At 60.4% G+C, this 23,488-nt stretch carries 26 protein-coding genes and 4 pseudogenes; 16 read left to right on the forward strand and 14 right to left on the reverse strand.

Annotated elements, in window-relative coordinates; all coding sequences use genetic code 11:
- Positions 1 to 44: 44 nt before the first annotated feature.
- The 3 genes and pseudogenes from EL22_RS12535 to EL22_RS18530 form a co-directional block, all read left to right on the forward strand.
- Positions 45 to 707: pseudogene (locus tag EL22_RS12535) on the forward strand (RNA-guided endonuclease InsQ/TnpB family protein); the annotation flags it as partial.
- Between the two features lie 182 nt (positions 708 to 889).
- Positions 890 to 2,011 (forward strand): AI-2E family transporter, encoded by a 1,122-nt coding sequence (locus EL22_RS12540; protein WP_050051891.1) that lies wholly within the window; start codon positions 890 to 892, stop codon positions 2,009 to 2,011.
- Between the two features lie 40 nt (positions 2,012 to 2,051).
- Positions 2,052 to 2,195 (forward strand): annotated as a pseudogene (locus EL22_RS18530) (TetR/AcrR family transcriptional regulator); the annotation flags it as partial.
- 523 nt (positions 2,196 to 2,718) lie between these two features.
- Here the strand turns inward: EL22_RS18530 and hemB are convergent.
- Both hemB and EL22_RS12555 read right to left on the reverse strand, forming a co-directional pair.
- Positions 2,719 to 3,741 (reverse strand): porphobilinogen synthase, encoded by a 1,023-nt coding sequence (hemB, locus tag EL22_RS12550; protein WP_050051828.1) that lies wholly within the window; start codon positions 3,739 to 3,741, stop codon positions 2,719 to 2,721.
- Positions 3,742 to 3,870: 129 nt separating this feature from the next.
- The gene (locus tag EL22_RS12555) at positions 3,871 to 4,254 is read right to left on the reverse strand and encodes a thiol-disulfide oxidoreductase DCC family protein (RefSeq protein ID WP_050051829.1); all 384 of its coding nucleotides are present in this window, start codon (positions 4,252 to 4,254) and stop codon (positions 3,871 to 3,873) included.
- A gap of 223 nt (positions 4,255 to 4,477) precedes the next feature.
- Here EL22_RS12555 and EL22_RS12560 point away from each other — a divergent pair, with 223 nt between their 5' ends.
- On the forward strand, positions 4,478 to 4,801 hold the full coding sequence (locus tag EL22_RS12560) for a ferredoxin family protein (RefSeq protein WP_050051830.1): 324 nt from the start codon (positions 4,478 to 4,480) through the stop codon (positions 4,799 to 4,801).
- 26 nt (positions 4,802 to 4,827) lie between these two features.
- Here EL22_RS12560 and EL22_RS18090 read toward each other — a convergent pair whose 3' ends face one another.
- Positions 4,828 to 4,992: a DUF6757 family protein gene (locus EL22_RS18090; protein WP_197075899.1), complete on the reverse strand. Its 165-nt coding sequence runs from the start codon at positions 4,990 to 4,992 to the stop codon at positions 4,828 to 4,830.
- A 58-nt stretch (positions 4,993 to 5,050) separates the two neighbouring features.
- Complete coding sequence (locus EL22_RS12565) at positions 5,051 to 5,827, reverse strand: PHP domain-containing protein (protein WP_050051831.1); 777 nt, start codon at positions 5,825 to 5,827, stop codon at positions 5,051 to 5,053.
- A gap of 172 nt (positions 5,828 to 5,999) precedes the next feature.
- On the opposite strand from EL22_RS12565, the gene EL22_RS12570 reads away from it, so the two are divergent.
- On the forward strand, positions 6,000 to 6,287 hold the full coding sequence (locus tag EL22_RS12570; RefSeq protein ID WP_050051832.1) for a hypothetical protein: 288 nt from the start codon (positions 6,000 to 6,002) through the stop codon (positions 6,285 to 6,287).
- 69 nt (positions 6,288 to 6,356) lie between these two features.
- Here the strand turns inward: EL22_RS12570 and EL22_RS18095 are convergent, their stop codons facing one another.
- The 3 genes from EL22_RS18095 to EL22_RS12580 all read right to left on the reverse strand — a co-directional run bounded on the left by EL22_RS18095 (position 6,357) and on the right by EL22_RS12580 (position 7,769).
- On the reverse strand, positions 6,357 to 6,764 hold the full coding sequence (locus EL22_RS18095; RefSeq protein ID WP_050051892.1) for an SHOCT domain-containing protein: 408 nt from the start codon (positions 6,762 to 6,764) through the stop codon (positions 6,357 to 6,359).
- Positions 6,765 to 6,934: 170 nt separating this feature from the next.
- Complete coding sequence (locus EL22_RS18100) at positions 6,935 to 7,090, reverse strand: hypothetical protein (RefSeq protein WP_197075900.1); 156 nt, start codon at positions 7,088 to 7,090, stop codon at positions 6,935 to 6,937.
- A gap of 370 nt (positions 7,091 to 7,460) precedes the next feature.
- On the reverse strand, positions 7,461 to 7,769 hold the full coding sequence (locus EL22_RS12580; protein WP_050051833.1) for a hypothetical protein: 309 nt from the start codon (positions 7,767 to 7,769) through the stop codon (positions 7,461 to 7,463).
- A 157-nt stretch (positions 7,770 to 7,926) separates the two neighbouring features.
- Between EL22_RS12580 and EL22_RS12585 the strand changes: the two genes are divergently transcribed.
- Together EL22_RS12585 and EL22_RS12590 are read left to right on the forward strand one after the other, a co-directional pair.
- A complete protein-coding gene (locus tag EL22_RS12585) occupies positions 7,927 to 8,157 on the forward strand; it encodes a hypothetical protein (RefSeq protein ID WP_050051834.1) in 231 nt (76 codons plus the stop codon).
- 432 nt (positions 8,158 to 8,589) lie between these two features.
- Complete coding sequence (locus EL22_RS12590; RefSeq protein WP_050051893.1) at positions 8,590 to 9,954, forward strand: adenylosuccinate synthase; 1,365 nt, start codon at positions 8,590 to 8,592, stop codon at positions 9,952 to 9,954.
- A gap of 23 nt (positions 9,955 to 9,977) precedes the next feature.
- Here EL22_RS12590 and EL22_RS12595 read toward each other — a convergent pair whose 3' ends face one another.
- A complete protein-coding gene (locus EL22_RS12595) occupies positions 9,978 to 10,403 on the reverse strand; it encodes a VOC family protein (RefSeq protein ID WP_050051835.1) in 426 nt (141 codons plus the stop codon).
- A 133-nt stretch (positions 10,404 to 10,536) separates the two neighbouring features.
- Between EL22_RS12595 and EL22_RS12600 the strand changes: the two genes are divergently transcribed.
- Both EL22_RS12600 and EL22_RS12605 read left to right on the forward strand, forming a co-directional pair.
- A complete protein-coding gene (locus EL22_RS12600) occupies positions 10,537 to 10,731 on the forward strand; it encodes a methytransferase partner Trm112 (protein WP_050051836.1) in 195 nt (64 codons plus the stop codon).
- 12 nt (positions 10,732 to 10,743) lie between these two features.
- Entirely contained in the window at positions 10,744 to 11,316 is a 573-nt protein-coding gene (locus EL22_RS12605; protein WP_050051894.1) for a hypothetical protein, read from the forward strand.
- Here EL22_RS12605 and EL22_RS12610 read toward each other — a convergent pair.
- Both EL22_RS12610 and EL22_RS12615 read right to left on the reverse strand, forming a co-directional pair.
- Positions 11,310 to 12,437 (reverse strand): DR2241 family protein, encoded by a 1,128-nt coding sequence (locus tag EL22_RS12610; protein ID WP_050051837.1) that lies wholly within the window; start codon positions 12,435 to 12,437, stop codon positions 11,310 to 11,312. The genes EL22_RS12605 and EL22_RS12610 overlap by 7 nt on opposite strands.
- A 3-nt stretch (positions 12,438 to 12,440) precedes the next feature.
- The gene (locus tag EL22_RS12615; protein WP_050051838.1) at positions 12,441 to 13,319 is read right to left on the reverse strand and encodes a CbiX/SirB N-terminal domain-containing protein; all 879 of its coding nucleotides are present in this window, start codon (positions 13,317 to 13,319) and stop codon (positions 12,441 to 12,443) included.
- 135 nt (positions 13,320 to 13,454) lie between these two features.
- Here EL22_RS12615 and EL22_RS12620 point away from each other — a divergent pair, with 135 nt between their 5' ends.
- Both EL22_RS12620 and EL22_RS12625 read left to right on the forward strand, forming a co-directional pair.
- On the forward strand, positions 13,455 to 14,207 hold the full coding sequence (locus EL22_RS12620) for a DUF2797 domain-containing protein (RefSeq protein ID WP_050051839.1): 753 nt from the start codon (positions 13,455 to 13,457) through the stop codon (positions 14,205 to 14,207).
- A gap of 104 nt (positions 14,208 to 14,311) precedes the next feature.
- A pseudogene (locus EL22_RS12625) lies at positions 14,312 to 14,548 on the forward strand (hypothetical protein); the annotation flags it as partial.
- 105 nt (positions 14,549 to 14,653) lie between these two features.
- Here the strand turns inward: EL22_RS12625 and EL22_RS12630 are convergent.
- Complete coding sequence (locus EL22_RS12630; protein ID WP_156184129.1) at positions 14,654 to 15,190, reverse strand: hypothetical protein; 537 nt, start codon at positions 15,188 to 15,190, stop codon at positions 14,654 to 14,656.
- 734 nt (positions 15,191 to 15,924) lie between these two features.
- On the opposite strand from EL22_RS12630, the gene EL22_RS12635 reads away from it, so the two are divergent.
- Positions 15,925 to 17,472: a hypothetical protein gene (locus tag EL22_RS12635; protein WP_050051841.1), complete on the forward strand. Its 1,548-nt coding sequence runs from the start codon at positions 15,925 to 15,927 to the stop codon at positions 17,470 to 17,472.
- A gap of 143 nt (positions 17,473 to 17,615) precedes the next feature.
- On the opposite strand, the gene EL22_RS12640 is transcribed toward EL22_RS12635, so the two are convergent.
- Complete coding sequence (locus EL22_RS12640; protein ID WP_050051842.1) at positions 17,616 to 18,374, reverse strand: hypothetical protein; 759 nt, start codon at positions 18,372 to 18,374, stop codon at positions 17,616 to 17,618.
- 145 nt (positions 18,375 to 18,519) lie between these two features.
- On the opposite strand from EL22_RS12640, the gene radB reads away from it, so the two are divergent.
- Positions 18,520 to 19,239, forward strand: coding sequence for a DNA repair and recombination protein RadB (radB, locus tag EL22_RS12645; RefSeq protein ID WP_050051843.1), 720 nt, complete (start codon positions 18,520 to 18,522; stop codon positions 19,237 to 19,239).
- Between the two features lie 232 nt (positions 19,240 to 19,471).
- On the opposite strand, the gene EL22_RS12650 is transcribed toward radB, so the two are convergent.
- Positions 19,472 to 19,903, reverse strand: a complete 432-nt coding sequence (locus EL22_RS12650) for a hypothetical protein (protein ID WP_006186947.1) — start codon at positions 19,901 to 19,903, stop codon at positions 19,472 to 19,474.
- 132 nt (positions 19,904 to 20,035) lie between these two features.
- Here EL22_RS12650 and EL22_RS12655 point away from each other — a divergent pair, with 132 nt between their 5' ends.
- The 3 genes from EL22_RS12655 (at position 20,036) to EL22_RS19330 (ending at position 22,126) form a co-directional block, all read left to right on the forward strand.
- On the forward strand, positions 20,036 to 20,611 hold the full coding sequence (locus EL22_RS12655) for a hypothetical protein (RefSeq protein WP_006186946.1): 576 nt from the start codon (positions 20,036 to 20,038) through the stop codon (positions 20,609 to 20,611).
- Positions 20,612 to 20,657: 46 nt separating this feature from the next.
- Positions 20,658 to 21,098, forward strand: a complete 441-nt coding sequence (locus EL22_RS12660) for a TRAM domain-containing protein (RefSeq protein ID WP_006186945.1) — start codon at positions 20,658 to 20,660, stop codon at positions 21,096 to 21,098.
- Positions 21,099 to 21,685: 587 nt separating this feature from the next.
- Positions 21,686 to 22,126 carry a hypothetical protein gene (locus EL22_RS19330; RefSeq protein WP_050051845.1) on the forward strand — a complete coding sequence of 147 codons (441 nt, stop codon included), beginning with the start codon at positions 21,686 to 21,688 and terminating at the stop codon, positions 22,124 to 22,126.
- A gap of 51 nt (positions 22,127 to 22,177) precedes the next feature.
- Here the strand turns inward: EL22_RS19330 and EL22_RS12675 are convergent.
- Positions 22,178 to 22,965 (reverse strand): annotated as a pseudogene (locus tag EL22_RS12675) (IS5/IS1182 family transposase).
- Positions 22,966 to 23,488 lie beyond the last annotated feature (523 nt).

Raw genomic sequence — 23,488 nt, forward strand, 5'->3', positions numbered from 1 at the left:
CTATTCCTCTCTCTGGCCGATCTGCGCTATGTATTCGGAACGATGATGACATCGTTGATTCGGTGGTCATCGACTTCCCTGAAATCAAGGAGGAACGCCATCGATATTTCACGATGCGAAAGCGGATGCAAAACAACGGGAAGTCGTCGTTCGACCGAGCGTTCGAGCAACAAGAGGAACGGTTCGTCCACGACCAACTCCACAAAGTCTCTCGACAAGTCGTGGAGTGGGTGTCTCAGTTCGAGAAGCCCGTCATCGTCTTTGAAGACCTCAAAGAGATGCGGAACTCGATTGACTATGGCACCCGGATGAACCGTCGCCTTCACTCACTTCCGTTCCACAAACTTCGAGAGTTCATCACGTACAAAGCCGCGTTCCAAGGGGTTCCGTCCGACAAAATCAACCCGGAATACACGAGTCAGGCGTGTTCACTCACCGAGTGTGAGCATACAACTCGTGGAAACCGGAACAAGAAGCGATTCAAGTGCGTGGATTGTGGGCGGCAAGACCACGCTGACCGGAACGCGGCTATCAACATCGCCAAGAAGGGATTGGCGAAACTGGATAGGAATGTGCCTGCTCTCAAGACGCTTCCCAACGTGCGGAAGCTGCGACGGCAGGCATCGGGCTGTGTGACCCAGCCGACCGTGACCCACGACACCGCCAGAGGTCACCACGCCGATGGTGTCGCGGGTGTGTCCGACTAATCCACGGAAAGCCACGGGCCACCGCGCCCGTGGCGGTTCACGAAACCTAAGGATGCCACCGTTCCGGGCTTTCGGGACCGTTGGCTACACCAGTTCCCCGAAGACTGGCGATTGCCATACATAGACCGTGTTCAAGACCTCGTATCACCAGATTCATTTATATGTTGAATGGAAGTTCATGTGTGACAGATAGTACTAATTTGCCGAACTGGGTCACCGCACAGCTCGGCTTAACTATACTCGCACTGGTGAGCAGTCTGCTCGCACTGTTCGTTTTCCTCCCGTATCTGCAGTACATCCTCTTCGGAATCGTACTCGCGTATATTATGTTACCTGTGCAGCACCACCTCGAGCAATATATCAGACCGACAATTACAGCGATCGTAGTGGTCACAGCAACTGTACTCGTCGTGCTGCTCCCGCTCATCTATATTGTTGTGACTGCAGTTGAACAGTCGTTCCGGCTTGTCCGTGCGATCAGACAGGGACAACCCAACGGTGAAGCGGTCAAAGAGATCCTCGGTACGATCGAGGTCAATCTTGAGAGCAACGGGTACGAGGCCGATCTTGTTGGACTATATGATGCAAATCAACACCGGATTGCGTCCACTCTCCAAGAGATCATAAGAGAGATCATTACTGTCGTCGGTGATCTCCCTAGTATCTTCATCGGCCTGACCGTCACGCTGTTCGTCCTCTTTGCACTATTGCGAGATGGGGAACAACTCGTCGCATGGCTGCAGTGGGTATTGCCGATCGACAACGAGGTATTGACAGAACTCCGAACTAGTTTAGATCAGCTCATGTGGGCCTCGATCGTCGGGAACGTCGCCGTTGCAGCTATTCAGGCGGTGATGCTTGGAGTTGGACTAGCGATCGCAGGTGTCCCTGCTATCGTTTTCCTCACTGTTTCGACGTTCGTTCTGACACTACTTCCGCTGGTCGGTTCGTTCGGGATCTGGATTCCGGCAGCGGCTTATTTGATTGGAATGGGTAGACCAGCCGCCAGCGTAGCGATGGTCATTTATGGTCTGATTGTCACTTTCTCGGACTCGTACCTTCGGCCTGCGCTGATTGGGCGTACTAGTGCATTCAATTCCGCCATTGTTGTCGTCGGCATCTTCGGTGGTCTCATCATCTTCGGAGCCAGCGGTCTCTTTATCGGTCCTGTCGTCCTTGGCGGCGCAAAGCTCACCCTCGATTCGTTCGCTCGAGCACATACCGATGAGTCGCTTGCCGAGGATACATCCGAGAATGACGTAGACAAGAATCAATCCGATGGAGTACTACAGGACGTTCACTAACTCGAAAGGAACACGCTACTTGAACACGGATACTCTATCAATGAGCATTGGAAATGATCTCGACCAGATGGACCCCGTAAAACGAGACATTATGGAAGCAACATATAAAGCCGTAAGTGAACACGGATACGGCGATCTGACAATCCAACACATCGCCGACGAGTTCGAAAACAGCAAGACACTTACTACTCCGAAACTCCCCATACGTTCGTCCACCTTGACTCGATTTTCACTCATGATTTTCCTCCAAATCACGTTTGAGGTGCATGCTCCTGTATAATATAAGGGTTAGCGTTTACGAGCGTCTATTAATCAAGTGTAATAGTTCCATCCGTCCGAATCTAGAGGTGATTTAATCTGTATAAGGGTATTGAAACGGCCGAATTTTTCGGCTGGTGGTTATACAGTGACCATTCGTCAACCGGATCTCCCGACGGTCGACGGAGACTGCGACGCCACTGCAGGCTAGAAACCCGTTTTATCCGCCCGCGCGCGGCAGGTATTGCCACGACCTCCGTGACCGGGACAACGCGTGACCGTTCGTCGAAACTGGTCGGATCGAAACCGCCGCTTCGATCCGTGCGACGCTCCGTTCGATCACGTTTTCGGGTATATCGCCAGATACGGCCGCCGTTCGTGTCCTCCCCGCCAAAATTGTAGTTTCGGATCCGGAACGCAATCGCGCTCGAGCGGACGCCTCGATTGTGTCACTCCTGAAGTCGGGTGGCGACGTCCTCGGCGAAGTAGGTCAGGATCAGATCGGCACCCGCGCGTTTGATCGAGAGCAGCGACTCGAGGGCGACTTCCTCGAGCTCGAGCCATCCCTTTTCGGCGGCGGCGTGGAGCATGGCGTACTCGCCCGAGACGTTATAGGCGGCGACGGGGTGGTCGAACTCCCGACGCAGATCGGCGACGATATCGAGGTACGGGAGCGCCGGTTTGACCATCAGCACGTCCGCGCCCTGCTCGACGTCGAGTTCGACCTCCCGGATCGCCTCGCGGGCGTTCGCGGGATCCATCTGGTAGTGGCGGCGGTCCCCGAAGGATGGCGTGCCGTCCGCCGCGTCGCGGAACGGCCCGTAAAAGGCGCTCTCGTACTTCGCGGCGTAGCTCATGATCGGGACGCGTTCGAACCCGGCCTCGTCGAGCGCGCCGCGAATCGCCCCGACCATGCCGTCCATCATGCCACTCGGCGCGATCATATCCGCCCCGGCTTCAGCGTGTGAGGTCGCTATCTTCTCGAGGCGCTCGAGGGCCGCGTCGTTGTCGACTGTCGTGGTCGCCTCGTGGCCGGCGACGGGCTCGTCGACGCCTCCGTTCTCGCCGCGAAGTTCTTCCTCGAGCGGGCCGCAGTGGCCGTGGTCTGTGTACTCACAGAGACAGACGTCGGTGACGACGTACGCGTCGGTCTCGCTCGTGATCCGCCGGGTCGCCTCCTGAACGACGCCGTCTTCGGCCCAGGCGCGCGTCCCCTCGGGATCTTTCGATCGCGGGATTCCGAACAGCATGACGGCCTCGACGCCGGTCTCTCTGACCTCCTCGACGCGAGCTACGGCCTCGTCGATCGGGACGCGCTCGTGGCCCGGCATCGATTCGATCGGGACCCGTTCGTTCGTCGTCGCGTCGACGAATACCGGGGCGATCAGGTCCGACGGCTCGAGGCTCGTTTCGCTCACCAGCGGCCGAATTCGATCCTGGCGAAGCCGCCGCGGACGATGAGTAAGCTCCATGTCTGCACATTCGTCGGGCCGCGCAAAAGGGATGCGTTCGCCGCGATCTGTCGCCCGCATCGCGATCGGAACCGTTCACCTCGTACGATAATTTTCACTTCACACGACTGTTTTCGCCTCACATGCGGTTCAATCCTCGCGTGCGGGTGGCGTTCGGCTCACGATCCGCCCGAACAGATCCCTGTTGTCCGCCACCCGTCGGTAGAGCGGTTCTCGAGCGCCTTCGGTGCCCGGAAACCGACGGAAGGCGACCGCGAGGTGTCGGGTGGGGGTCTCGAGTCGCGTGCCGATCTCCTCGATCGCTTCGCCACAGGAGTAGACGCCCTCCTGTGTGAGGAGGTGGGCGCACTCCTCGTAGTCCGCGGGGAGTCGGGCCAGTTGATCGGGCGTGAGGTCTCGAAAGCCGACGAGTTCGAACTCGCCGCGTTCGGCGGCGAACTCCGCACACCATGTACAAAAGCCACAGTCGTCGTCGAAGACCAGCCGCGGCGGGGCCGATTCGGGCGCGGTCATACGGGCTATCGAACTCGAATTGGCAAAAACGTTGAGCCGGGAACGGGCACTCGAACGCGCTCGTTCGACGGGGCGGTCCGCCCGTGTATCGTCGGTTCACAGCCGTCGCTCGAGATAGTGTTAGTTGCGCTATACGCCAGCGAATGCTACCCCTTCTGACGATTCGCCTGCGTGTACAGGAACATACATTTAAGTTCGCGTCTCGCATTTAGATCTGTTAGCAATGGCCATTGATCCACAGTTCCACGAAAACCGCGAACAGGAGGGTGAGGAAAACGGCGTCGCCGTCTGGGGACCGGTCGACGAACCCGAAGAGCTCGGCATCCGGGGCACGCACGTCGCGGTCGATTACGACCTCTGTATCGCCGACGGGGCTTGTCTCGAGGACTGTCCGGTCGACGTCTTTACGTGGGTCGACACGCCCGGACACCCCGAAAGCGACAAGAAAGCAGAGCCGACCAAAGAAGCCCAGTGTATCGATTGTATGCTCTGTGTCGACGTCTGTCCCGTCGACGCGATCGACGTCGACGCCGGCCGAACGGCCTGACACCGATCTCGCTTTCTCGTCTCTTCTTACTCGGCGCGGTCGACATCCACGCGCTCTTTGAGCGCCTCGAGGCCGTCGGCCTCGGCGAGTTCCTGCAACCGCTCGCGGAAGTGTTCCTCACAGAGGCCCACTCTGAGTCCGTCGGACTCGGCTGCGAACGCGGCTTCGCGGTCGCAGTAGTGGCAATTCATACCCGTTCGTTTGGGCCGAACGACATTGAAGCCTCCGCTCCCGGCTGAAAATCCCGTTTCAAGCTGGTATTTCCAGATCCTGATACTCTTCGGCGGTCAGCCCGGCGACGCCCAATCGGTCGTCGTGGGCGTCGCTTCCGCCGGTGACAGCAAGCGCGTTGGTCTCGATCGCCCGCTCGACCGGCTCGAGATCGACGGGAGCGCCATAGGGGTAGTGCAACTCGACGGCGTCTAAGTCGGCCGTCAGCGCGAGGGCCCGCTCTGGATTCGGGTACCGGAGCGGATGGGCTAGCGAGACGATCGTCGCGGCCTCCGAGAGGAGCCGTTGGCCGCGCTCGAACGACGGGATCTCCCGCGGCACGAAACACGGTCCGCCGCCGCCGATCAGCTCCGTGAACGTCCCGTCGTAGTCGTAGTCGGTGTCGCCGTGGTCCGCGACAGCGCGAGCGACGTGCGGTCGGCCAAAACCGTCCCCGACAGTGACGCCGAGGTCGACGCCGAGTCGATCCTCCACGCAGTCGACGATCGCCCGCCCGCGCTCGCGACGATTCGTCTGGATACCCTCGAGCATCGCCTCGAGGTCCGGCGTGGGCTCGAGTCCGTACCCGAGCAGGTCGACGCGTAAGCCGTCTCCCGTCTCGACGCGGAGTTCGATCCCGTGGACGATCGTCACGCCGTCGCGTTCGACCACCGGTTCGTCGAAGGGCTGGCGTCGATCGTGATCGGTGACTGCGACGACCTCGACGTCGTTTCTGCGGGCGGCCTCGGGCACGGCCTCGAGTTCTACTCCCCCGTCCGAGCGGGTCGTGTGGACGTGGAGATCGGCGTATGGCATACTCGTTTCGAGTCGCCCCGGTCCTAAATCGGTTTCTCACGACCGCGAGCTTGCCTTCGACGCCGCGGACCGGTCGTGTTCTAGGACGACTTAGGCATATAATCTCTACCGCCCTCCTAGAGAACGTTTATGGACAATGTTTATAATTATCGTTCACCCAGGTTAGGGTGTAATGTTGCGCAATGGCACCGGCGAGATGATCGACACACACGAGTATCCCGCGACGACCGAAGAAATGATCGAGGCCTACGGGGACCGCACGCTCGAGCTCCCGAACGGCTCCGAATCCGTCGAGGAGGTACTCGCGCGCCTCGATTCGGAAACATTCGAATCTTCCGAGGAGGTCCGCTTTGCGGTCTACTCCGCCGTGAGCAAGAAGGCGATCGGCCGCGTCGGCTACAGCGATCGCGACCCGACGCCGCTGGGAAGCCCGTACGCGCCGGAACAGCTGTCGTTCTGAGACGACCCGTTCCCGCGTTCGCGGTTCGATTGGTTCAGTTTTGTCGAGCGCCGTACCCTGCAGCCACACTCACTTCTCTACGATTCGTTCGCGGTCGGGCGGAGCCTGATTTCCGTCCTCGGTTTCGAGAAGTCGCTCGAGACGGCGTTGAAACGCCTCGTCACTGAGCTCTCCCCTCGCATAGCGCCGGCGAAGCGTTTCGACCGGGGTCTCGGTCGCCTCGTCCGTTTCCCGTTCGCCACGCGGGTTCGCTCCCGGGGCCGCGTTCGCCTGTCGGACGACTCCGCGCGTCAACTGTCCTGCGATGGTGAGGGTCGAAATGCCGATCAGGTGAACCAGGAGCCCCGCCGCGACGTTGCTGCCCAATCCGATGAGCCCGACTACGAGTGCTGGTACACCAACCAACGCGGCGACGATGGCGACAGCGGTTCGGCCGGCGGGACTGTTCGGCGCATATTGGTGAACCAATTGATACATCGTTTCTATTGTGACGATTTCACTACAAAAGCTTCCGGGAAGCGGGTCGGCCACCGTACTGAACGGAAAACGGCTCGACTCACTCTGACTCGCTTCGCTCTCGAACTGACCGGAAGACTCGAGCAACCCGGTCACCGGCGCTCGAGTGCTCACCGAGGATCGAAACTCACCTAGAGATTGGGCGAACCGACCTGACAGCCACACGGCGAGCAGATGTGCTCAGTCGGCCCGTGACTCGTGACTCGAGTAACTGGCGTATCACACCGCGGACAGCGCGGCAGAAACGACGGTTCGCGCTCGTCTTCGGTCGGTGACTGGTCGCTCATAGACACCTCGAGCGCAGTTTTTTGGGCGCGCCAGCTAGTTGATAACGGTACGGCTGTCGTGCGAGACGTTTATATCTCGGTAGAATCAACGCAAACATGGTTTCAACCCTATCCGGGTTAGAAACCGCGCCTCGGGTGCTATGACACCCGGGGCATTTCAGCGCATGCCCCTCGCGGCTGATTGAAGCGCGGTTTCTATCTTGTTTGTTGTCGGGTGGTCACTTATACTATTGGGATTTATGACTGCAGAATCGCGCGGGTTACACTCTCGATCAGCGGCATTCGTGCAGGTAGACGGGCGGTGGGCTCTGTTGGACGTCTTCTCGGCTAACGAGTCCTGCTGAGCTCGTATAAGTGGCAAATCCCACTACTACGCTTCGGCACCTTGCTGCGATCGAATTCCGCCGATAACTGTACCGACTCCGACGAGAAAGAGGATTCCTCTGGTGAGTGGACTCCAGCCGTCGAGGAGAACCGCGGTAACGAGAGATAGTGCTCCGAGTCCAGCCATCACGTATCCGAACTTCTCCGGACGGGCGGCAATGATGAGAATACCGAGTCCCGTAAAGACCGGATAGAGGCTGATAATTCCCATCTCATAATATATCTGTCCGACAATACCGAGAGCGAAGGTCAGCAACGCCAACCCGATCCACGGATACTGCCATCGTTCCACCATTATTGAATCTAGATTGGCATACTGAAATAATATGTCTTCTGGAACTCCCGTCTTCGGTGTCGTGATCGAAATAGTCGTAATCGACCTACTCGGTATTCTCGTCTCTTGAAGATTGATTGATCGGTACGTTCATTGTTCAACAGATTGTTGTTTCATCATGGACGAGCATATCGGGCTTCGGATTTATGCGGCGGCCTACATTACCGCCGGAGTGATCATCGGTGGCGTGGGGTCGTTTTTCGGCGCAATCGGCAGTGCCAGCCCCGATATTCTGCCGACTATCCTTGCCTTCGCCGCTTGGGCCGCGTTCTTTTTCGTCGCCGTCGTGGTCGCTCTCAAGGGCGTCGTCGTATTACTCGAGGAAATCGTTCAGGGGACGGGAGAATGAGGATGCGCTGATCCTGTTGGGTACACCACTGAAACTTTTCCAACGCGTATCGAAATCCTGCAGACTAACATTCTCGAGAGCGCGCTCAATCGAGAAACTCTTTGTTAACTTGTCTTTCCGCCTTTTAAAAGTTACTCTCCGAAACCGACTGAAACGTGTTCACTCGCCGATGGGTATTGGGAGAAGTTAACAGTTCGTGTTTCGGTATTGGTCACCGATACGTTCGGTCTCGCTGGAAAGAACGATTCTGAATCGCCGTGGATCGTGTCTCGAGTGGCCACGCAGCGAGACTCGAAAATGATCCACGCGGGCGGTCGAACCGGTCACGTCGCCAGTGGAGTGAAGAGATACGCACGTTCCTGTACATCGTCGGTGATCCGCGCCGGCAATACCGTAATCTGTTTATCGGCCGGGCAAGAATCCGCCGCTGTTATGACCGTCACAATCGTCGGGTCGCAACTCGGCGACGAAGGCAAGGGCGGCGTCGTCGACATCTACGGCGACGCCGTCGACGTGGTCGCACGCTATCAGGGCGGCGACAACGCTGGACACACCGTCGTTCACGACGGCACGAAGTACAAACTCTCGCTCGTCCCCTCCGGCGCGATCCGGGGGAAAGTCGGCGTTCTCGGAAACGGTTGCGTGGTCAACCCCGAAACGCTGTTCGACGAGATCGATACGCTCCGAGAGCGCGGGCTCGATCCGGACGTTCGAGTGGCCGAGCGAGCGCACGTAATCCTGCCGTACCACCGCGCGCTCGACGGCATCGAGGAAGACGAAAAAGCGGATCTCGCCGCCGGGACGACAAAGCGCGGCATCGGTCCGACCTACGAGGACAAGGCGGGCCGTCGCGGGGTCCGTATCGGCGACCTCCTCGAGCCGGACGTGCTGCGGGAACGCCTCGAGTACGTCGTCCCCCAGAAGAAAGCCCTTGCGGAGGAGGTCTTCGGCAAGGAGACCGGCGAAGAGTTCGATGTCGAGCATCTCTTCGAGACCTATCGCGAGTACGGCGAGCGCCTCGCCGAGGAGGGGATGACCGTCGACTGCGGAACCTACCTCCAAGAGCGGATCGACGCCGGCGACAACGTCATGCTCGAGGGCGCACAGGGGACCTCGATCGACATCGATCACGGAATCTACCCTTACGTGACCTCCTCGAATCCGACCGCGGGCGGCGCGAGCGTCGGCAGCGGCCTCGGACCGACCGTCGTCGGGCAGGGCGACGTGATCGGCATCGTCAAAGCCTACCTCTCTCGGGTCGGCACCGGTCCGCTGCCGACCGAACTGGGCGGCGTCGACGGCCAGACGCCGGACTACGACGCTACAACAGGTGCCGGCGGCGACGCCGAGGAACTGGCGACGTACATCCGGGACGAAGGAGGGGAGTACGGCACCGTTACCGGTCGCCCCCGCCGCGTCGGCTGGCTCGACATGCCGATGCTACGCCACGCTGCGCGCGCGAACGGCTTTACCGGCCTCGCGATCAACCACATCGACGTGCTCGCGGGCCTCGAGGAAGTCAAGGTCGGCCACAGCTACCGCCTCGACGGCGAAGAAACGCTCACGATGCCCCCGACCACCGAAGCCTGGGGACGCTGTGAGGCGACCCTGAAGACGTTCGAGGGCTGGTCGGACGTCGACTGGACGGCGGTCGCAGCCGAGGGCTACGACGCGATTCCCGAAGCCGCCCGCACGTACCTCGAGTACATCGCCGACGAACTCGAGACGCCGATCTACGCGGTCGGCGTCGGGCCGGGCCGAGAAGAGACCGTCATCGTCGAAGATCCGTACGAGTAGTCGGTCGAGAACTCTTTTGGGAGTCAGGCCTCGAGAATCTCGATCAGGTTCCCCTCCGGATCGCGAAGAAACATGATCGTCGTCCCGCTCGCGGTCGTCTGCGGACCGCTCAGTCGCTCGGCGTCGTCGGGGATCGAGTCTGCGAACGCCTCGAGGTCTGCGACCGCGAAACTGACGTGGGCCGCTCCCGGCTGATTGATCGATTCCGCCCGACTCGCCGACGCCTCCGGTTCGTACTCGACGAGTTCGAGTCTGATGTCCCCGCTCTCGGACTCGAGGTGGACGAACGAGCCGGCCGCGTTGGGCACGTCGACGGCCGCCGCGAAGGCAGCTCCGGAGACGCTGAAGGTGTCGACGACGGACAGACCGAGGACGCGCTCGTAGAACGAACGAACCGTCTCGAGATCCCGTACCGTGATCCCGACGTGGTGTGTGCGCAGTACTGACATCGGGCCCTACTGGGTCGACGCGAAAGAAGTGTCCGTCGAAACGCCCGCCGATTCGGCCCTCGCGGTCGCCCCGCAAGCGCGCCGATCGATCGGTTTCCCGAAACCTTTTGCTCTCGGCCGACACCCTTCAACTATGAAGGAGTCGCTGCTTGAGATCCTCTGCTGTCCGCTCGATAAACACGATCTGGAACTCGAGGATGCCCAGTACGACGGCGAGGAGGTCGTCTCCGGCGACCTCGTCTGCTCTGAGTGTGGCCAAACCTACCCCATCGAGGACGGCATCCCGAACCTGCTGCCACCGGACATGCGCGAAGAGACGCCAGCGTAGGTGAGAGAGACCGTGTCTGGGACCGAACTCACCGTCGAGATCAACCGCGAGACGGGCGAATCGCTCGAGGCGAACTCGCGGATGATCGAGACCGAGGGATCGTTCGCGATTCGGCTCCGCGGCCACACCGTCCCAGCGCACGCCCACTGCCGGCTCGAGGGCGAACTGTCCCGCGTCGGCTCGCTCGAGCAACCCAATTACTACGTCGAACCTGACGAGGAGATTCTGGTTCCAGTCTCGGTTCCCGAAGTCGACGAGCCGGTCTCGGGCACCCTCGAGATCTCGATCGGCTACGGCGCAGAAGTCGCTCGGATAGCCGTCGAGGTCGTCCCCGGACCTCCGGAAGTCGACGTCGACGACTCGCTGGGCGAACCGCATCGTCCGGAACCCGAACCGTCGCTTCTCGAGTCGATATCGAACGCCATCGGTACGAACCCGGCCACGCTCGGCGTCGTCGCGCTGGCGTGTATCGCCCTCGCGGTCGCCGCACTGACCGCCGGGTCGATCGGCGGCCCCGTCGCCCTCGTTGGATTTCTCATCGTTGCGATCGGCATCGTGGTCGCCGCGGGGCTCTTGTACTACTGATCGTCGGACTCGATGGCGTTCAGGGAACCGTCTTCGAAGCGTTTCGCACGGAGGTAGCGCGCCCGGTAGCGGTTCGCGCCGTCGTTGACGTCCGCCTCGCGGACCCCGTCGACGCGTCCGTCGGCGACCGCGTCGATCAGTTCCTCGAGCTGGTTGAGTTCGCTCGTCGTCAACTCGAGTTCGTAGGTCGTCTCGCTTTCCGACTCGAGGATTGCCCACTTTCGGGCCGCGGCGATCACGAGCGAGCAGGGTTCTCGACAGGGGAAGGCACCGTCCCCACCGTCGACATCGATCTCGTCGTCGGCCGAGTACTCCCACTCCCGTCGTCGGAGACACTGCGAGTCGACACAACAGGCCTCGGTCAGCCACTCGAGCGCCTCTCGGGGTAGCTCGTCGACGACGTCGTAGATGCCGGACTGGCGTTTCGCGGCATCGACCCAGTGATCGACGTCGAGGTCGCCCTCGCGCTCGCGGTGCCAGTTGGCGATCGTCGCCGGGTAAAAGAAATCGACCGCGTCGACGAGTTCCGATCCCGAGAGACCGGTAAATGCCCATCCCGATGCGAGCGTCGGAGCGGTCTTGAGCGGTCGATAGCGCCCGTCGTCGTCGGCCGTCGAGATCTCTCGAGCCTCTCTGGGTTCGTCGTAGACCTCGAGTTCGGAGAGCGGGGTGTCGGCGTCCTCGACGTGCCAGAGGTCGTAGACGCGCACGCCGTCGGGCTCGTCAACGTCGAGGAACCGCGCGGTGATCCGGAGTTGGCCCCAGGTTCGGTCGACGCCGTTTCGAAGCGCGTCGTAGCGCTCCGGGACCGACAGCGGCTCCGTTTGCTGGCTCTCGGCGGCGCTTCCCTCGAGGGGTGCCCGCTCGCACCATCGCAGGAACGCTCGGCTCGCTTGGCCCTCGCTGCCGACGGTTTCCCGCCAGTAGCGCCAGTTCGTGACGTACTCGTCGACGGCCTCGAGCGCCGTTCGAAACTCGTCCGGATCGAGGCCAGTTCGAGTCTCGATGGGCGTTTCGAGGACGTAGCCGCCGTCCGCTCGCTCGAGGCGGAGTCCGTCGAACTCGACGCCAGCGGCGGCGGCAGTTCGGAGCGTCTCGAACGTCTCGTCTTCGAGTCCCACGGGTCAGTCACCCGCGACGTTGGCGTTGGTCGATCGCGTTCGATCCTCGTGATCGATCGAGCTACCGATATCGGCCCCGGCGTCCGCCGCGCGCTCCATCACGACGTCCGCCATGAGGTCCTCGGTGCCGACCGCGCCCGTGTACCAGATTCGGTGGCCGTCGACGACGCCGGGAACGTCCCAGCCGTTTCGATAGTCGTCAGTGAGCCCCATGTCTTCGGGAATGTCCTCCTGCGTGTGGAAGCCGTCGGCGATGAAAAGCGGGACGACCACGATGTCATCGCTCTCGAAGTACTCGGTGACGTCGTCGACTTCCGGTTCCTCGTCCATGAACAGCGCTTTCGTCTCGTCGAACCGGTCCATCTCGCGGATACGTTCGGTGTGGTATCGGACGGCCTTCGCCGAGTTCTCGTTTCGATCGGTGCCGTGGCCGACGACCGCCAGTCCGAAGCCCTCGCCGACGTCCGGGTCGCCGGTCACGCTCTCGGCTCTACCCACGATCACGTCCGTCATCGCGTCGTGCGTGCCGACCGGGCCGCAGTAGTGGATCGTCTTCTCGACGTCTCCGGCCGTCAGCGTCGCCTGGGAGGCGTCGATGCCGTCGGAGTCCCACAGGCCGGGATCCCACCCCTCGAGGCGAAGCTCTCGAGGAATGACCTGCTCCGTGAAGTAGCCCTCGCTGATGAAAAGCGGAACGACGAAGATCTCGTCAGCCTCGATGGTTCTGATCACCTCTCGGAAGTGCGGTTCCTCCTTCCAGAACGTTTCGCGAACGACGTCGAACGCGCCCGTCTCGCGGATCGCGTCCGCGTGGGCGTACGTCGGATTCGACGCGTTCGGGTTGAGGTGTGACCCGTGTGCCGCGATGACCAGCGCTTGCATATCCGCCGGTTAGGAGTCGAACGGTTTAGCCACTTCGCTGTCGGCGACGGTCGCCGCGGGCCGCGAGCCACGTTGGCGCGTCTCCCCACCCGGGAGAACGCTACGTCTATACGAATTCGGTTCGAACCGGAACCCGTGCAACTGGTCGGGTACGAACGGTCGGGAAAGGGATCCTCGCTGCTCTGTAGCGACGGCACCGACCTGACCCAAAAATCGCTAGAGCCCGGAACCGAGCTATCCTACACGCTCGGCTCGCGCCACTGCGCTGGCGTCATCGACGACGACGGCCACGTTCCGTGCGACCGACCCGACGCCCCATACTGTGAGTTCCACACGAGCACGTGGGTCTGTGCGCGCTGTACCGGCACCTGCCTCAAAGACGAGATGGACTGTTACGAGGACCACGCCGTCTATATCGCCGCGTTCGCACCGGACACGTTCAAAGTCGGCGTCACGAAACTGTGGCGACTCGAGACCCGACTCAGAGAGCAGGGGGCCGACCGCGCGGCCCATATCCACACCGTCTCGAACGGTCGGATCGCCCGCGAACTCGAGGCCGATATCGCCGAGGAACTGGTCGATCGGGTCCGCACGCGGGCGAAGGTCGCCTCGCTCGCGGCGACGGTCGACGACGCGGCGTGGGCGGACGTGCTCGCCGCGTTCGACGTCATCGATCGATTCGAGTTCGACTACGGACTCGACCTCGAGACGCGGCCGGTTCGCGAGACCGTCGCATCGGGCACCGTCGTCGGCGTGAAAGGGCGGCTACTGGTGCTCGAGAACGGCGGGACGACCTACGCGGTCGACATGCGCGACCTCGTGGGCTACGACCTCCTCGAGGAGTCGTCGAGCCGGGATCTGCAGTCGTCGTTGGGGTCGTTCGGGTAGGTCGGTTCCGACCGCCGAACGCGAAGCGTTGGACTCCCCTTCGCGTAGACATCGGCTACCGAGACGCATCTCCGCCGGCGTGAGACTGTCGCGTCGTTCGAGACATGGCAATCCTTTTCCGCGGGCGTCCAGAATCCGAGGGTATGTCCGACGAAAACGAACCCGACGAGAACGCAGACGACAGCGAGGAGAAGTCGTTCCGCGAGCGCGTCGAGGAAATCCGCGAAAAGCGCGCCGAAGAAGGCGAAGGCGAGGGAGAACCGCCGGAAAGCCCCTTCGGCGGCGGCGGTGGCGGTCCGGGCGGTCCCGGCGGCATGGGCGGCGGCGGCAACCCGTTTGCCATCGTATATTTCGGACGGTATTAAACCCACCATGCACTAGCTCTCATAAAATATGGAGTTACTGGGAAGTGCAGTCGTTACTCCCAGTGATGCAGTGTTTTTGAATTACCCAAGACCAAGATCGAACAGGTCGTTGAGGAGCGTGATAATTTCGGTGTTCACGCTATCATCTTGGTTGACATCGGCGTTGCCGCCGTCGCCACCGTCGCCGGCTTCAGCGTCACCGTCGACGTCGACATCAGCGGAGGAGTCGGCGTATCCTGCTTGCTCCTGCTCGTTCTCTTGCTCAACTTCCTGGAACTGAGCCGTGTTGGAGCCTTGTCCGTCGTTGTTGTCGTGATATTTGTTGTGCTTCGGGTTCTCACCAGGACTCGAGCTGGTCGCTACCTGGTTGTTGGTGTTCGTTGCATCCTGTTCCTGGTTAACGACCGCTGGGCCAGTTTCGACGTCTACGTCGTGTCCCTCGTGGGTCGCATCGCCGCCGTCGCCGCCGCTGCCGCCGATACCGACACCGATATCACCGGTATCTCCTGGAAGGTTCCCGATGCCATCGTTCTGTGCCGCTGCCGTCCCGGCGAACCCCATGAATGCGAGGCTGCCGAGGAGTGCGAATACCATCAGCGCTGTGAATGTGCGTTTCATGTTTGCTGTGTTGTATCGTCCGGGCATACACGCGCGGACCGCCGAAACCGGGTCGTCACCAGCGCACCGCGTTCCTGGGTTCGTTACCAGTCTCGAGTGCACGGTTCCTCGCGGGTTGTCGACCGATCCGAGCGATGCCACGGCGCGTTGCCCGGTTGATCACGACCATCAGCGCCCGTATTAACCCGAATTACAGTTCCAATGGTCTATTTTCGATTGTGTCGCCGTTCGATCACCGTTACATATCCCTGACGAGTTGTCAGTCACTGTATCTCCAATTTATCGCCGGAACGGCACGCCTACCGATAATTTAATCGGCGTCTCGAGATCGTATGCAGCGGCTATACCCGCAGTAGGACCGGGTAATTTCGCATACACACGAATCGAACTTGCTGTGTGTTCGTTTCGCCAGAGTGTCTATCGACATGGAAAGTCCCCGTTTCGTGGATATACGCACTTACGTGCTTGAATTACGGAACATCTCAGCCGCGACCTAGAGTGTTGGTAGCACTCACATCGCATGGGAACCGGCCGGTCCGAACGGTTTCCGCGAGTAGTGACAGGCTTCGAGTTCGTCTCGAAATTCGAACGTCCGACTCGAGGCGGTAACGGCCTTGTTCTGCCTGACAACCTACAGATAACAAAGACACTATTCGGAAAAAGATGGTTCGCACCGCGAAGATGCAGTAAAAAAGACCCTCACAGGGCATTTGAAACGATACCAAAAATACACGATGATATCACGATCACAACTCACGACAGTTCTCGTCGTCGCGATGCTCGCGCTCTCGATGACGGGCGCGGCCCTTCCCGCGACCGCACAGGACGATTCCGGCGGGGATGGTACCGGCGAAGACGAGAGAACGCTCCACACGCTCCAGGATGGAGAGGACCTCTACTTCGTCTTCGGTGCGGACCTCGGCGACCAGTCAGTCGAAGAGTACGTAGACGAACACCTCGAGAGCGAGGAAAGCGACGCGTCCGGCACCTCGAGTCCGGCCGCCGATATCGTCCAGTATCAGGACGTGAACCAGACCAACGTCGACGTACAGGAGGGCGCAGCCTCCATCTCGATCGACGGCGGTGACGCGACGGCCATCCAGGACTCCAGACAGACGAACGAGAACACGCAGGAAGGAGAAGCCATCTCCGAGAACCAGCACCTGCAGGACCAACACGTCGAATTCCGGGATGTCGGTGACGTCTACTTCCTCTTCGGTGAGGAGAACAACCAGCGCTTCGACGGTTGGGCGGTCGCTGGTGAGAAAGGCGGCGACCACGACGAGAAACCCGACAAAGAGATAAAATACTCGGAAGCGACCGTCACGCAGCTACAGCAGGTCGATCAGGCGAACGTCAACGAACAGAGCGTCGCCTTCTCGATCGCCGAAAACGGCAGCGACGCGCTCGCGATTCAGGACAGTTCTCAGCACAACGTCAACTCCCAAAGCGCGGTTGCAAACGCCGAAAACGTGAATCCGAGTAGCGCCGAAGGTGGTAGTCAAGTCGCTACCTCGGAGCTGGATCAAGCCCAGGAGAGCATGCAGACCAACATCAATCATCAGGGCTTCGCCGTCGCGATCGCCATCGGTAACGAGTCGACGGCAACCTCGATCCAGACGACCGAGCAGTCGAACATCAACGAGCAGATCGGGAGCGCCTACTCGGCGTCCGTCCTCGAGGCAACCGAAGGGATGAACGTCGCGTCGGCGAGCACCAACGGCGGCTCCGACGTCGTCAAGAGCACCAGTGACAAACAGAAGACTCCCCACGACAAGAAAAAGAAAGGAAGCGAATCCACCGACGCGAGCGTCAGCCAGTACCAAGACGTGAGCCAGCTCAACCTCAACCAGCAGAGCGCAGCCGTCGCGATCGCGCTCAACGGAAGCGAGGCAACCGCGATTCAGATCTCCCACCAGGAGAACCACAACGCGCAGATCGGCATTTCGCAAGCGCTTCCGGCGAACGCGGCCGGATCGTCACCGGGCGTACTCTACAGCGAAGAGACGACTGTCTCGCTGAAGGGTCAAAACTCCTCCGAGAACCCGATCATGACGATCGACTCGGACGTCGGCGGCCAGCAGAAACAAGACGTCGCCTATCAGCCCGACGCGGTCGTCGATCAGTACCAGTCGGTCTTCCAGGAGAACCTGAACGAACAGCGGGCTGCGTACGCAGTCGCCGAGGACGACGGTGAAGCGACGGCCTCGCAGGTGAGTATGCAGTCCCAGGAGAACGTGCAGTTCGGCTCCGCGATCGCGCCGTCTGCGATCCCCACCTAACGGATCTGCACTCACAGCAAAACGCCATCTCGAGACGGTCTCGAGATCGAAGCGTTCCCGATTTTTCGCGCGCACGCATCGTCCAAACGAGCGCCAGCGGTGTGCTTCTAAAGAGCGCCAACGGTAGTGTTTGGGGACCGTTCTTATTCTTCGTCGTCGCTGGTCGCCGATTCGTCGGTTTCGCGATGTTCGGCTAGTGCCTCGTCGATGCGCAACTCCCCCGCGGCGACGCGTTCGGCCAGCGCATCGTCGATCGCGCGGTTCGTTTCGCTGCGCTCGCGCGAGCGGTCTTTGATCGCCTGTAACTCGCCGGCGGTGGGCTCGATCTCCCGACGCTCGACGGGCTCGCCCTCGAGTCTCGCGATATTCGCGGCCGCGAGGAGGTCGCCGGCCCCGCGAGCGCCCGTTCCCAGGTACGGCGTCGTTCCCGTTTCGTCGACGAGTTCGACGCGAACGCCCTCGAGTTGGTTGACGAGCTTTGCGCTCTGGAGCCGGGAGCCGTCGCCGATCCGAACCAGCGGGTCGGCGGCTTCGGCCGCTTCGCGGGTGATGACATCGACGGCGTCGGCGATCGGAACCTGAAACGCGGCGACGATTATCTCCCCCGCGAGAACGGCGATACCCGGCTTTCGGCCGGGATCGACGCCGATGATCGTTCGACCGCTCTCGCCCTGAAGTGCGGCGAGGGCCTGTTCGACGGCGCGTCGCGACTCGTTCGGTGCCGCGACGATCGTGGGAACGCCCTCGAACGCGTCTGCGTTGTCTTCGTCTGTGATGACGACGCCGGTCTGCTCGGGGAGGTCGTCGTCGGGCTCGATCGTCGTAAACGTCGCTCTGCGATCGCGAAGCTCGTTGACGACGCCGTGGTAGACTTCGAAGTCGGTCGTTGCGACGACGATCACGTCTGCGCGTTCGGCGCGACGAGAAATAAACTATCCCGTTCTCGAGAAGACGCCGCTCCGGGCCCTCCCGAGGCCGCCGAGTCGGGACCGGTCGCCTCGAGGACGGTTCCGGGAGGTTTTTGCTGGCAGCGACCCACGTTCGACCGTGAACGACGAGGCGATTTTGACCGGCTGTCCCCCGGTCGACGAACTGCTCGGCGGCGGGTTCGAGCGCGGCACTGTAACCCAACTGTACGGCCCGCCGGCCGCGGGCAAGACCAATCTGGCCCTCTCGAGCGCCGTCGAGACGGGCGCGAGCGGCGGGACCGCGGTCTACATCGACACGGAAGGCGTCTCGGTCGATCGGTTTCAGCAACTGCTATCGGCTCGAGTCGACTCCGCGGCGTCGGATCAGCGGGTCGAGGACGTCGCCTCCCGAATCGTCATCGAGGACGCACTCGACTTCGAGGAACAGGAAGAGGCCGTCCGAGATGCCGAAGAGTTCGCCGAGCGTGCAGACCTGATCGTCCTCGACAGCGCAACGGGTTTCTACCGCCTCGAGCGGACCGGCGACAGCAACGGCGGGGAGGCGCTCCGAAGTGTCACCCGGCAGGTGACCCACCTCCTCTCGCTCGCGCGCAAGTACGACCTCGCTGTCGTCCTGACCAATCAGGTGTTCGCCGATCCGGATTCGGATCGGACGCGAGCCTTGGGCGGGAACACCTTAGAGCACTGGACCGGCGTCGTCGTCCGCGTCGAACGATTCCGCGGCGGCAAGCGGCGAGCGACCCTGGAGAAACACCGCTCGAAACCCGCCGGCGAATCGGTCCAGTTCCAGATAACCGACGCCGGACTCGAGGGGAGCAGCGAGGGATCGGGCTTCTGATCGAAGGAAGGAACGATGGGTCGGGCTTCTGATCGAAGGAAGGAACGATGGGTCGGGCTTCTGATCGAAGGAAGGAACGATGGGTCGGCTTCTGATCGAAGGAAGGACGATTCATTTGTCCTGAATCAAAATCGAGACTAATTTCTCTTGGCGGCTTTGCTCCAATCACGCTTTCAAAGTATTCCGGATGTCGAGCTTTCCGTCCGGCAATACGTGCGCTCCGAAGGTGGTTTCAATTCCGGCCGTTCGGCCGCTCGACGCCCTCGGCGCCCTTGATTTCGTCTGTTTTCTCGACTTCAGCGAACAGTTCTCGGTATGCGTCGGGATCGAAGAGGTTGTTCCGGTCGAACAGCTCGCGTGCGGCGTCGGTGAGCTGAAAGAACCGGTACGGCTGGCCCCGTTCGAGCCCTTCACGATCTCGTTCGATGGCCTCGATCAGTCCCACTTCCTCCAGCCGGATGAGGTGGTCGGTGAGCGTTGACGCTGCGATACTCGGATTGTAGTATTCGAGTTCCTTCTTCGAGGGCGCGCCTTTCGGGTGACCGACAATCGTCCCGATGATATTCGCGCGGGTCGTGTCGTCGAGGACACTCAACGCTGCGATCGGATCGAGGCCAGCCGCGTTCTCGGCTGGCGTGAGCGGGGTGGCGTCAGGCCGGGACATTGTGTATCAGTATTTGTCCCCCGGTCGGATAACCATTTCGGTGAATTCCGAAGTGGTGGTCAGAGTGCTTGCGTATTCCACGTCCAGTCGGATTTCCGTACCGTTAGGTGGCGGTGGTGACTGGTGCCCAGTATGACCAACGACGACGCTACCCGTGCAATCATCGACAAATTGGGTGACCAGCCGGGCGAGACGCTCACACCCGAACGGGTCGAGGCGATTCAGACCGCGATGCACGAGGATCTCGGACAGTTCATCAACAACACGTCCTACTTCGTACTCGGTTCCTACGGTGAGGAGGAGCGGACACGATTGGAGGCTGTTCGCGACCAACTCGCGAGTGATGCCGCAGCCTCGAACTCCGATGACGGGGTCGACGCGTTCCTGATGGACGATATTCTGGACATCTCGGAGTTCTTCACTTCGAAATTCAAGCTGCTGGTCAGCTACGCGGATCATATCGTGGGGGTGTACGAACACTCCCAGGGCGGGCACGCGTGGGAAGCGGGTTACATCGATCAGCCGACCTATCGGGAGCGAACGCGAGCGTTTTATCGAACCTACGAGACCGAGAGGGAACAGTACGCGGCCTACGACGGGATGTTCGCACACTATCTCCTCTCGATGGAGCGGGTGGACCGTGCGTACACGTGGACGACGCCCGAGGACCTTCGTGACTATATTGAGGATGCCTACGCGCCCGACTGACGGCGTGAGGAACGACTATTTGCGTCGGATGCTGAATCTTCTCTTGATGGTCGATATCCCTGACACCCTTCGCTCGGTATTCACTGCGACTATTGAGTCCGACGACGAGAGCTACACATTCGAGGTTCCCACGAGTGAGGTGCGTCACGACGCTATCCAGCCCGGTGAGACGTATCGAATCGCCGTTCTCGAAGCCGAGGGTACAACAGCCCGATCCGAGTCCCAGCTTTCAGATTCGCCGTCAGGATCTTCCTCAGCTGTCGGTGAACACGGTTCTCCTGAGCCACCCGTTGAGGAGGGTGAAATTCGAGACGTGTCGGTTGAGGCGGTTGGCGACCAGGGGGATGGCATCGCGAAGGTGGACCGTGGGTACGTCGTGATTGTTCCGGAGGCTCAGCCCGGTGAGGTACCGACTGTCGAGATCGAACAGGTGCAACAGAACGTTGCGTTTGCCAGTATCGTTGAGCCGGATCCTCGAACGCTGTGATTCTGTTGTTTCTCGTTTAGAATGGATTGGCTAGGTCGGTGTCAATGAGCCGAGTCGCGTGGTCACGGGTTGCCTGTTCGACCGCTGCTTGGTCTGTGAGCAAGAAACAATTGTAGTTACTGACGCTGCGCTGGATCACGGACTGTTTAAAAATGTTGTCGGGATGGGTCGTGTATTTTTGCACCACGACGACGAATTCTTCGATCGTTAGCCGATTCGGATCAACATTTTGTTCGGTCATCTCAAGTGCTGTATATTGTAGAGCTGCTGTGACATTTTACGGACATCGTATTTTGTAGTGTTAAACTCATTCGGCGCGATGGCTTTAGATTCCCCGGCTATTCCCAAGTTGGTGGAATAGCACGTTGTGGTGCGTTAATGCTGTTTCTGGTTGTTTACAGGTACTACTCCCAGACTCTGGGACACCTCCTTTGGTGTATATGGCCAGCCTCGAATAATCGACTGATGACACACGAAGCTAATAAACGAATCAACCTGCGAGACGCGGGGTGTGAAGAATCCAGCACAAAACGCCGATCAAGCAACCCTAATTCGATTGTCACACAATTGAGCGAGGAGGTGCGACAATGACGACTATGCTTGATGTGGTAATGACCACCCACACGGTCTTCGCCGCATTATGGACGGGCGGGACACTCGTGGTTGCAGGGGCCATCATCCCGGCAGCACGCAGCGATTTGCTGAGTACAAAGGGGCTGACGCTTATCGCACGAAGATTCTGGTATCTTACGGTGGCCTCAGTCCTGCTATTGTTGTTCAGCGGTGGCCATCTCGCAGGAACGCTCTATACTGCCGAATCACTCCAGGCGACGGGCCGAGGAAACCTCGTCCTGACAATGGTCGGCCTGTGGCTCGTCCTCGCAGTCGTGCTGTTCTTCGGGTTCCGTCGACTGACCGACAACCAATCGGAGACGTCAGCGGTCGCAGCTGCAACGCGAGCGCGACCGTGGTTCCTCGGCGCGAGCGGTGTCTCGATAGCGCTGCTCGTCGTTGCCGGGCTTCTGTGAGACGAGTCGGCAGAATTTATCACCGTGTGAAGCAGAGAACAAGGTATGACTTCACTGCTCACAGAGTGATTCTATGTTGATGATCGAACATCAGAACAATTTCACGGAACTGCCGATACCAGCCCAGCGCTCGCTCGGAGATGCCGTGCGAGCGCTTCGTTGTCAAGTACGATTCGGCCATCCAGCGCTGAGAGTAGCCACTTGCCCGGTTGATCGAATTGTTCAGAGCTGCTTTCGGTGATGACCCACGATAGTGAACGAGGTACCCAACGCCATATGCGGCGATTTCGTACTCGGTATGCCAGTCTTGGAAGCCGTTGTCGGCGGACGACTTGCGACCCGGTCTTCGTATCGTGTTTCCACCGTGCTGCGATATGAACGTCACGAACCGCAAGCGATTTGACATCAGTTACTGTCGTCACTTTCAGCGTCTGTACGGTGCTTCTCGACCGCTGGCGGAAGTACGACGACCCACGGCGACGGTCGAAGAACGTGCTGTCGAGAGCCGCGTGGCCAAACTTCGGGTGCTGCTGCGCGGAAACGCGCAGCAGCACCCGCCATACCCACATTTTCAGTCGATCAAACGACTTGTAGATCGTGCTGTAGTCTGGCAGCTCGTCCCGATCTAAGCCGAGTGCGTCACGAATTTCAGTCAGGTGGTAGTTCTGCCGATTCGGCGTTTCCCGGTAGCTGTGGCCCTCTTCGAGTCGAAAACAATGCAGAACGACGTGGACCCAGCGGGCGAACCCGCCGCTTGCGGGCTCGCCAGCGTGCTTTCCCAACGCTTGTTTAGCTAGACCACGACACTGCTCAACGAAGTCGAGGAGATCGATTTCCATAGACAAGAATCGAATTCCCCGGATTCACCCTGCTAAACCCGTGATATCGGCCGAATAACTCGCTATTCAACAGAGCAGGTGCTACTAGTCTCAAACACATGTGCGAACGTATAACCGCTTTCAGCGGTCAATTCGCTCTCGAAAGCTTCGTTCTGTGCGACGACATCTACTACGTTCGCGCCAGGTGTGCCGGAGCACTCGGCTATCTTGCTCAACCGGACACTGATGCGGCGATACCGCGGTCCGGCCTCCACAATTCATGGACGACGACGAGGAATTCGTTGCCGGCTGGGCGGCGTGCGCCGTCGTAGGCGTCACAGACAATGCCACTGAATTGGCCTCTGAGCTCGACTCAGCGGAGCCGATCGAGTCTGTTCGCACGTCGACTGAACAAGCAGCCGAAGTGATAACGAAGCCAGACACCGGTGGTGAGTGTCCCCACTGCAACTGGACCTCCTCGAGTAAGGGCTACCGATGTGCCCGTGCTACCACGCGCCGCAATGAATCGATGCGTGTTTTTGGT

This window comes from Halostagnicola sp. A56 (assembly GCF_000691505.1).
Taxonomy (GTDB): Archaea; Halobacteriota; Halobacteria; order Halobacteriales; family Natrialbaceae; genus Halostagnicola.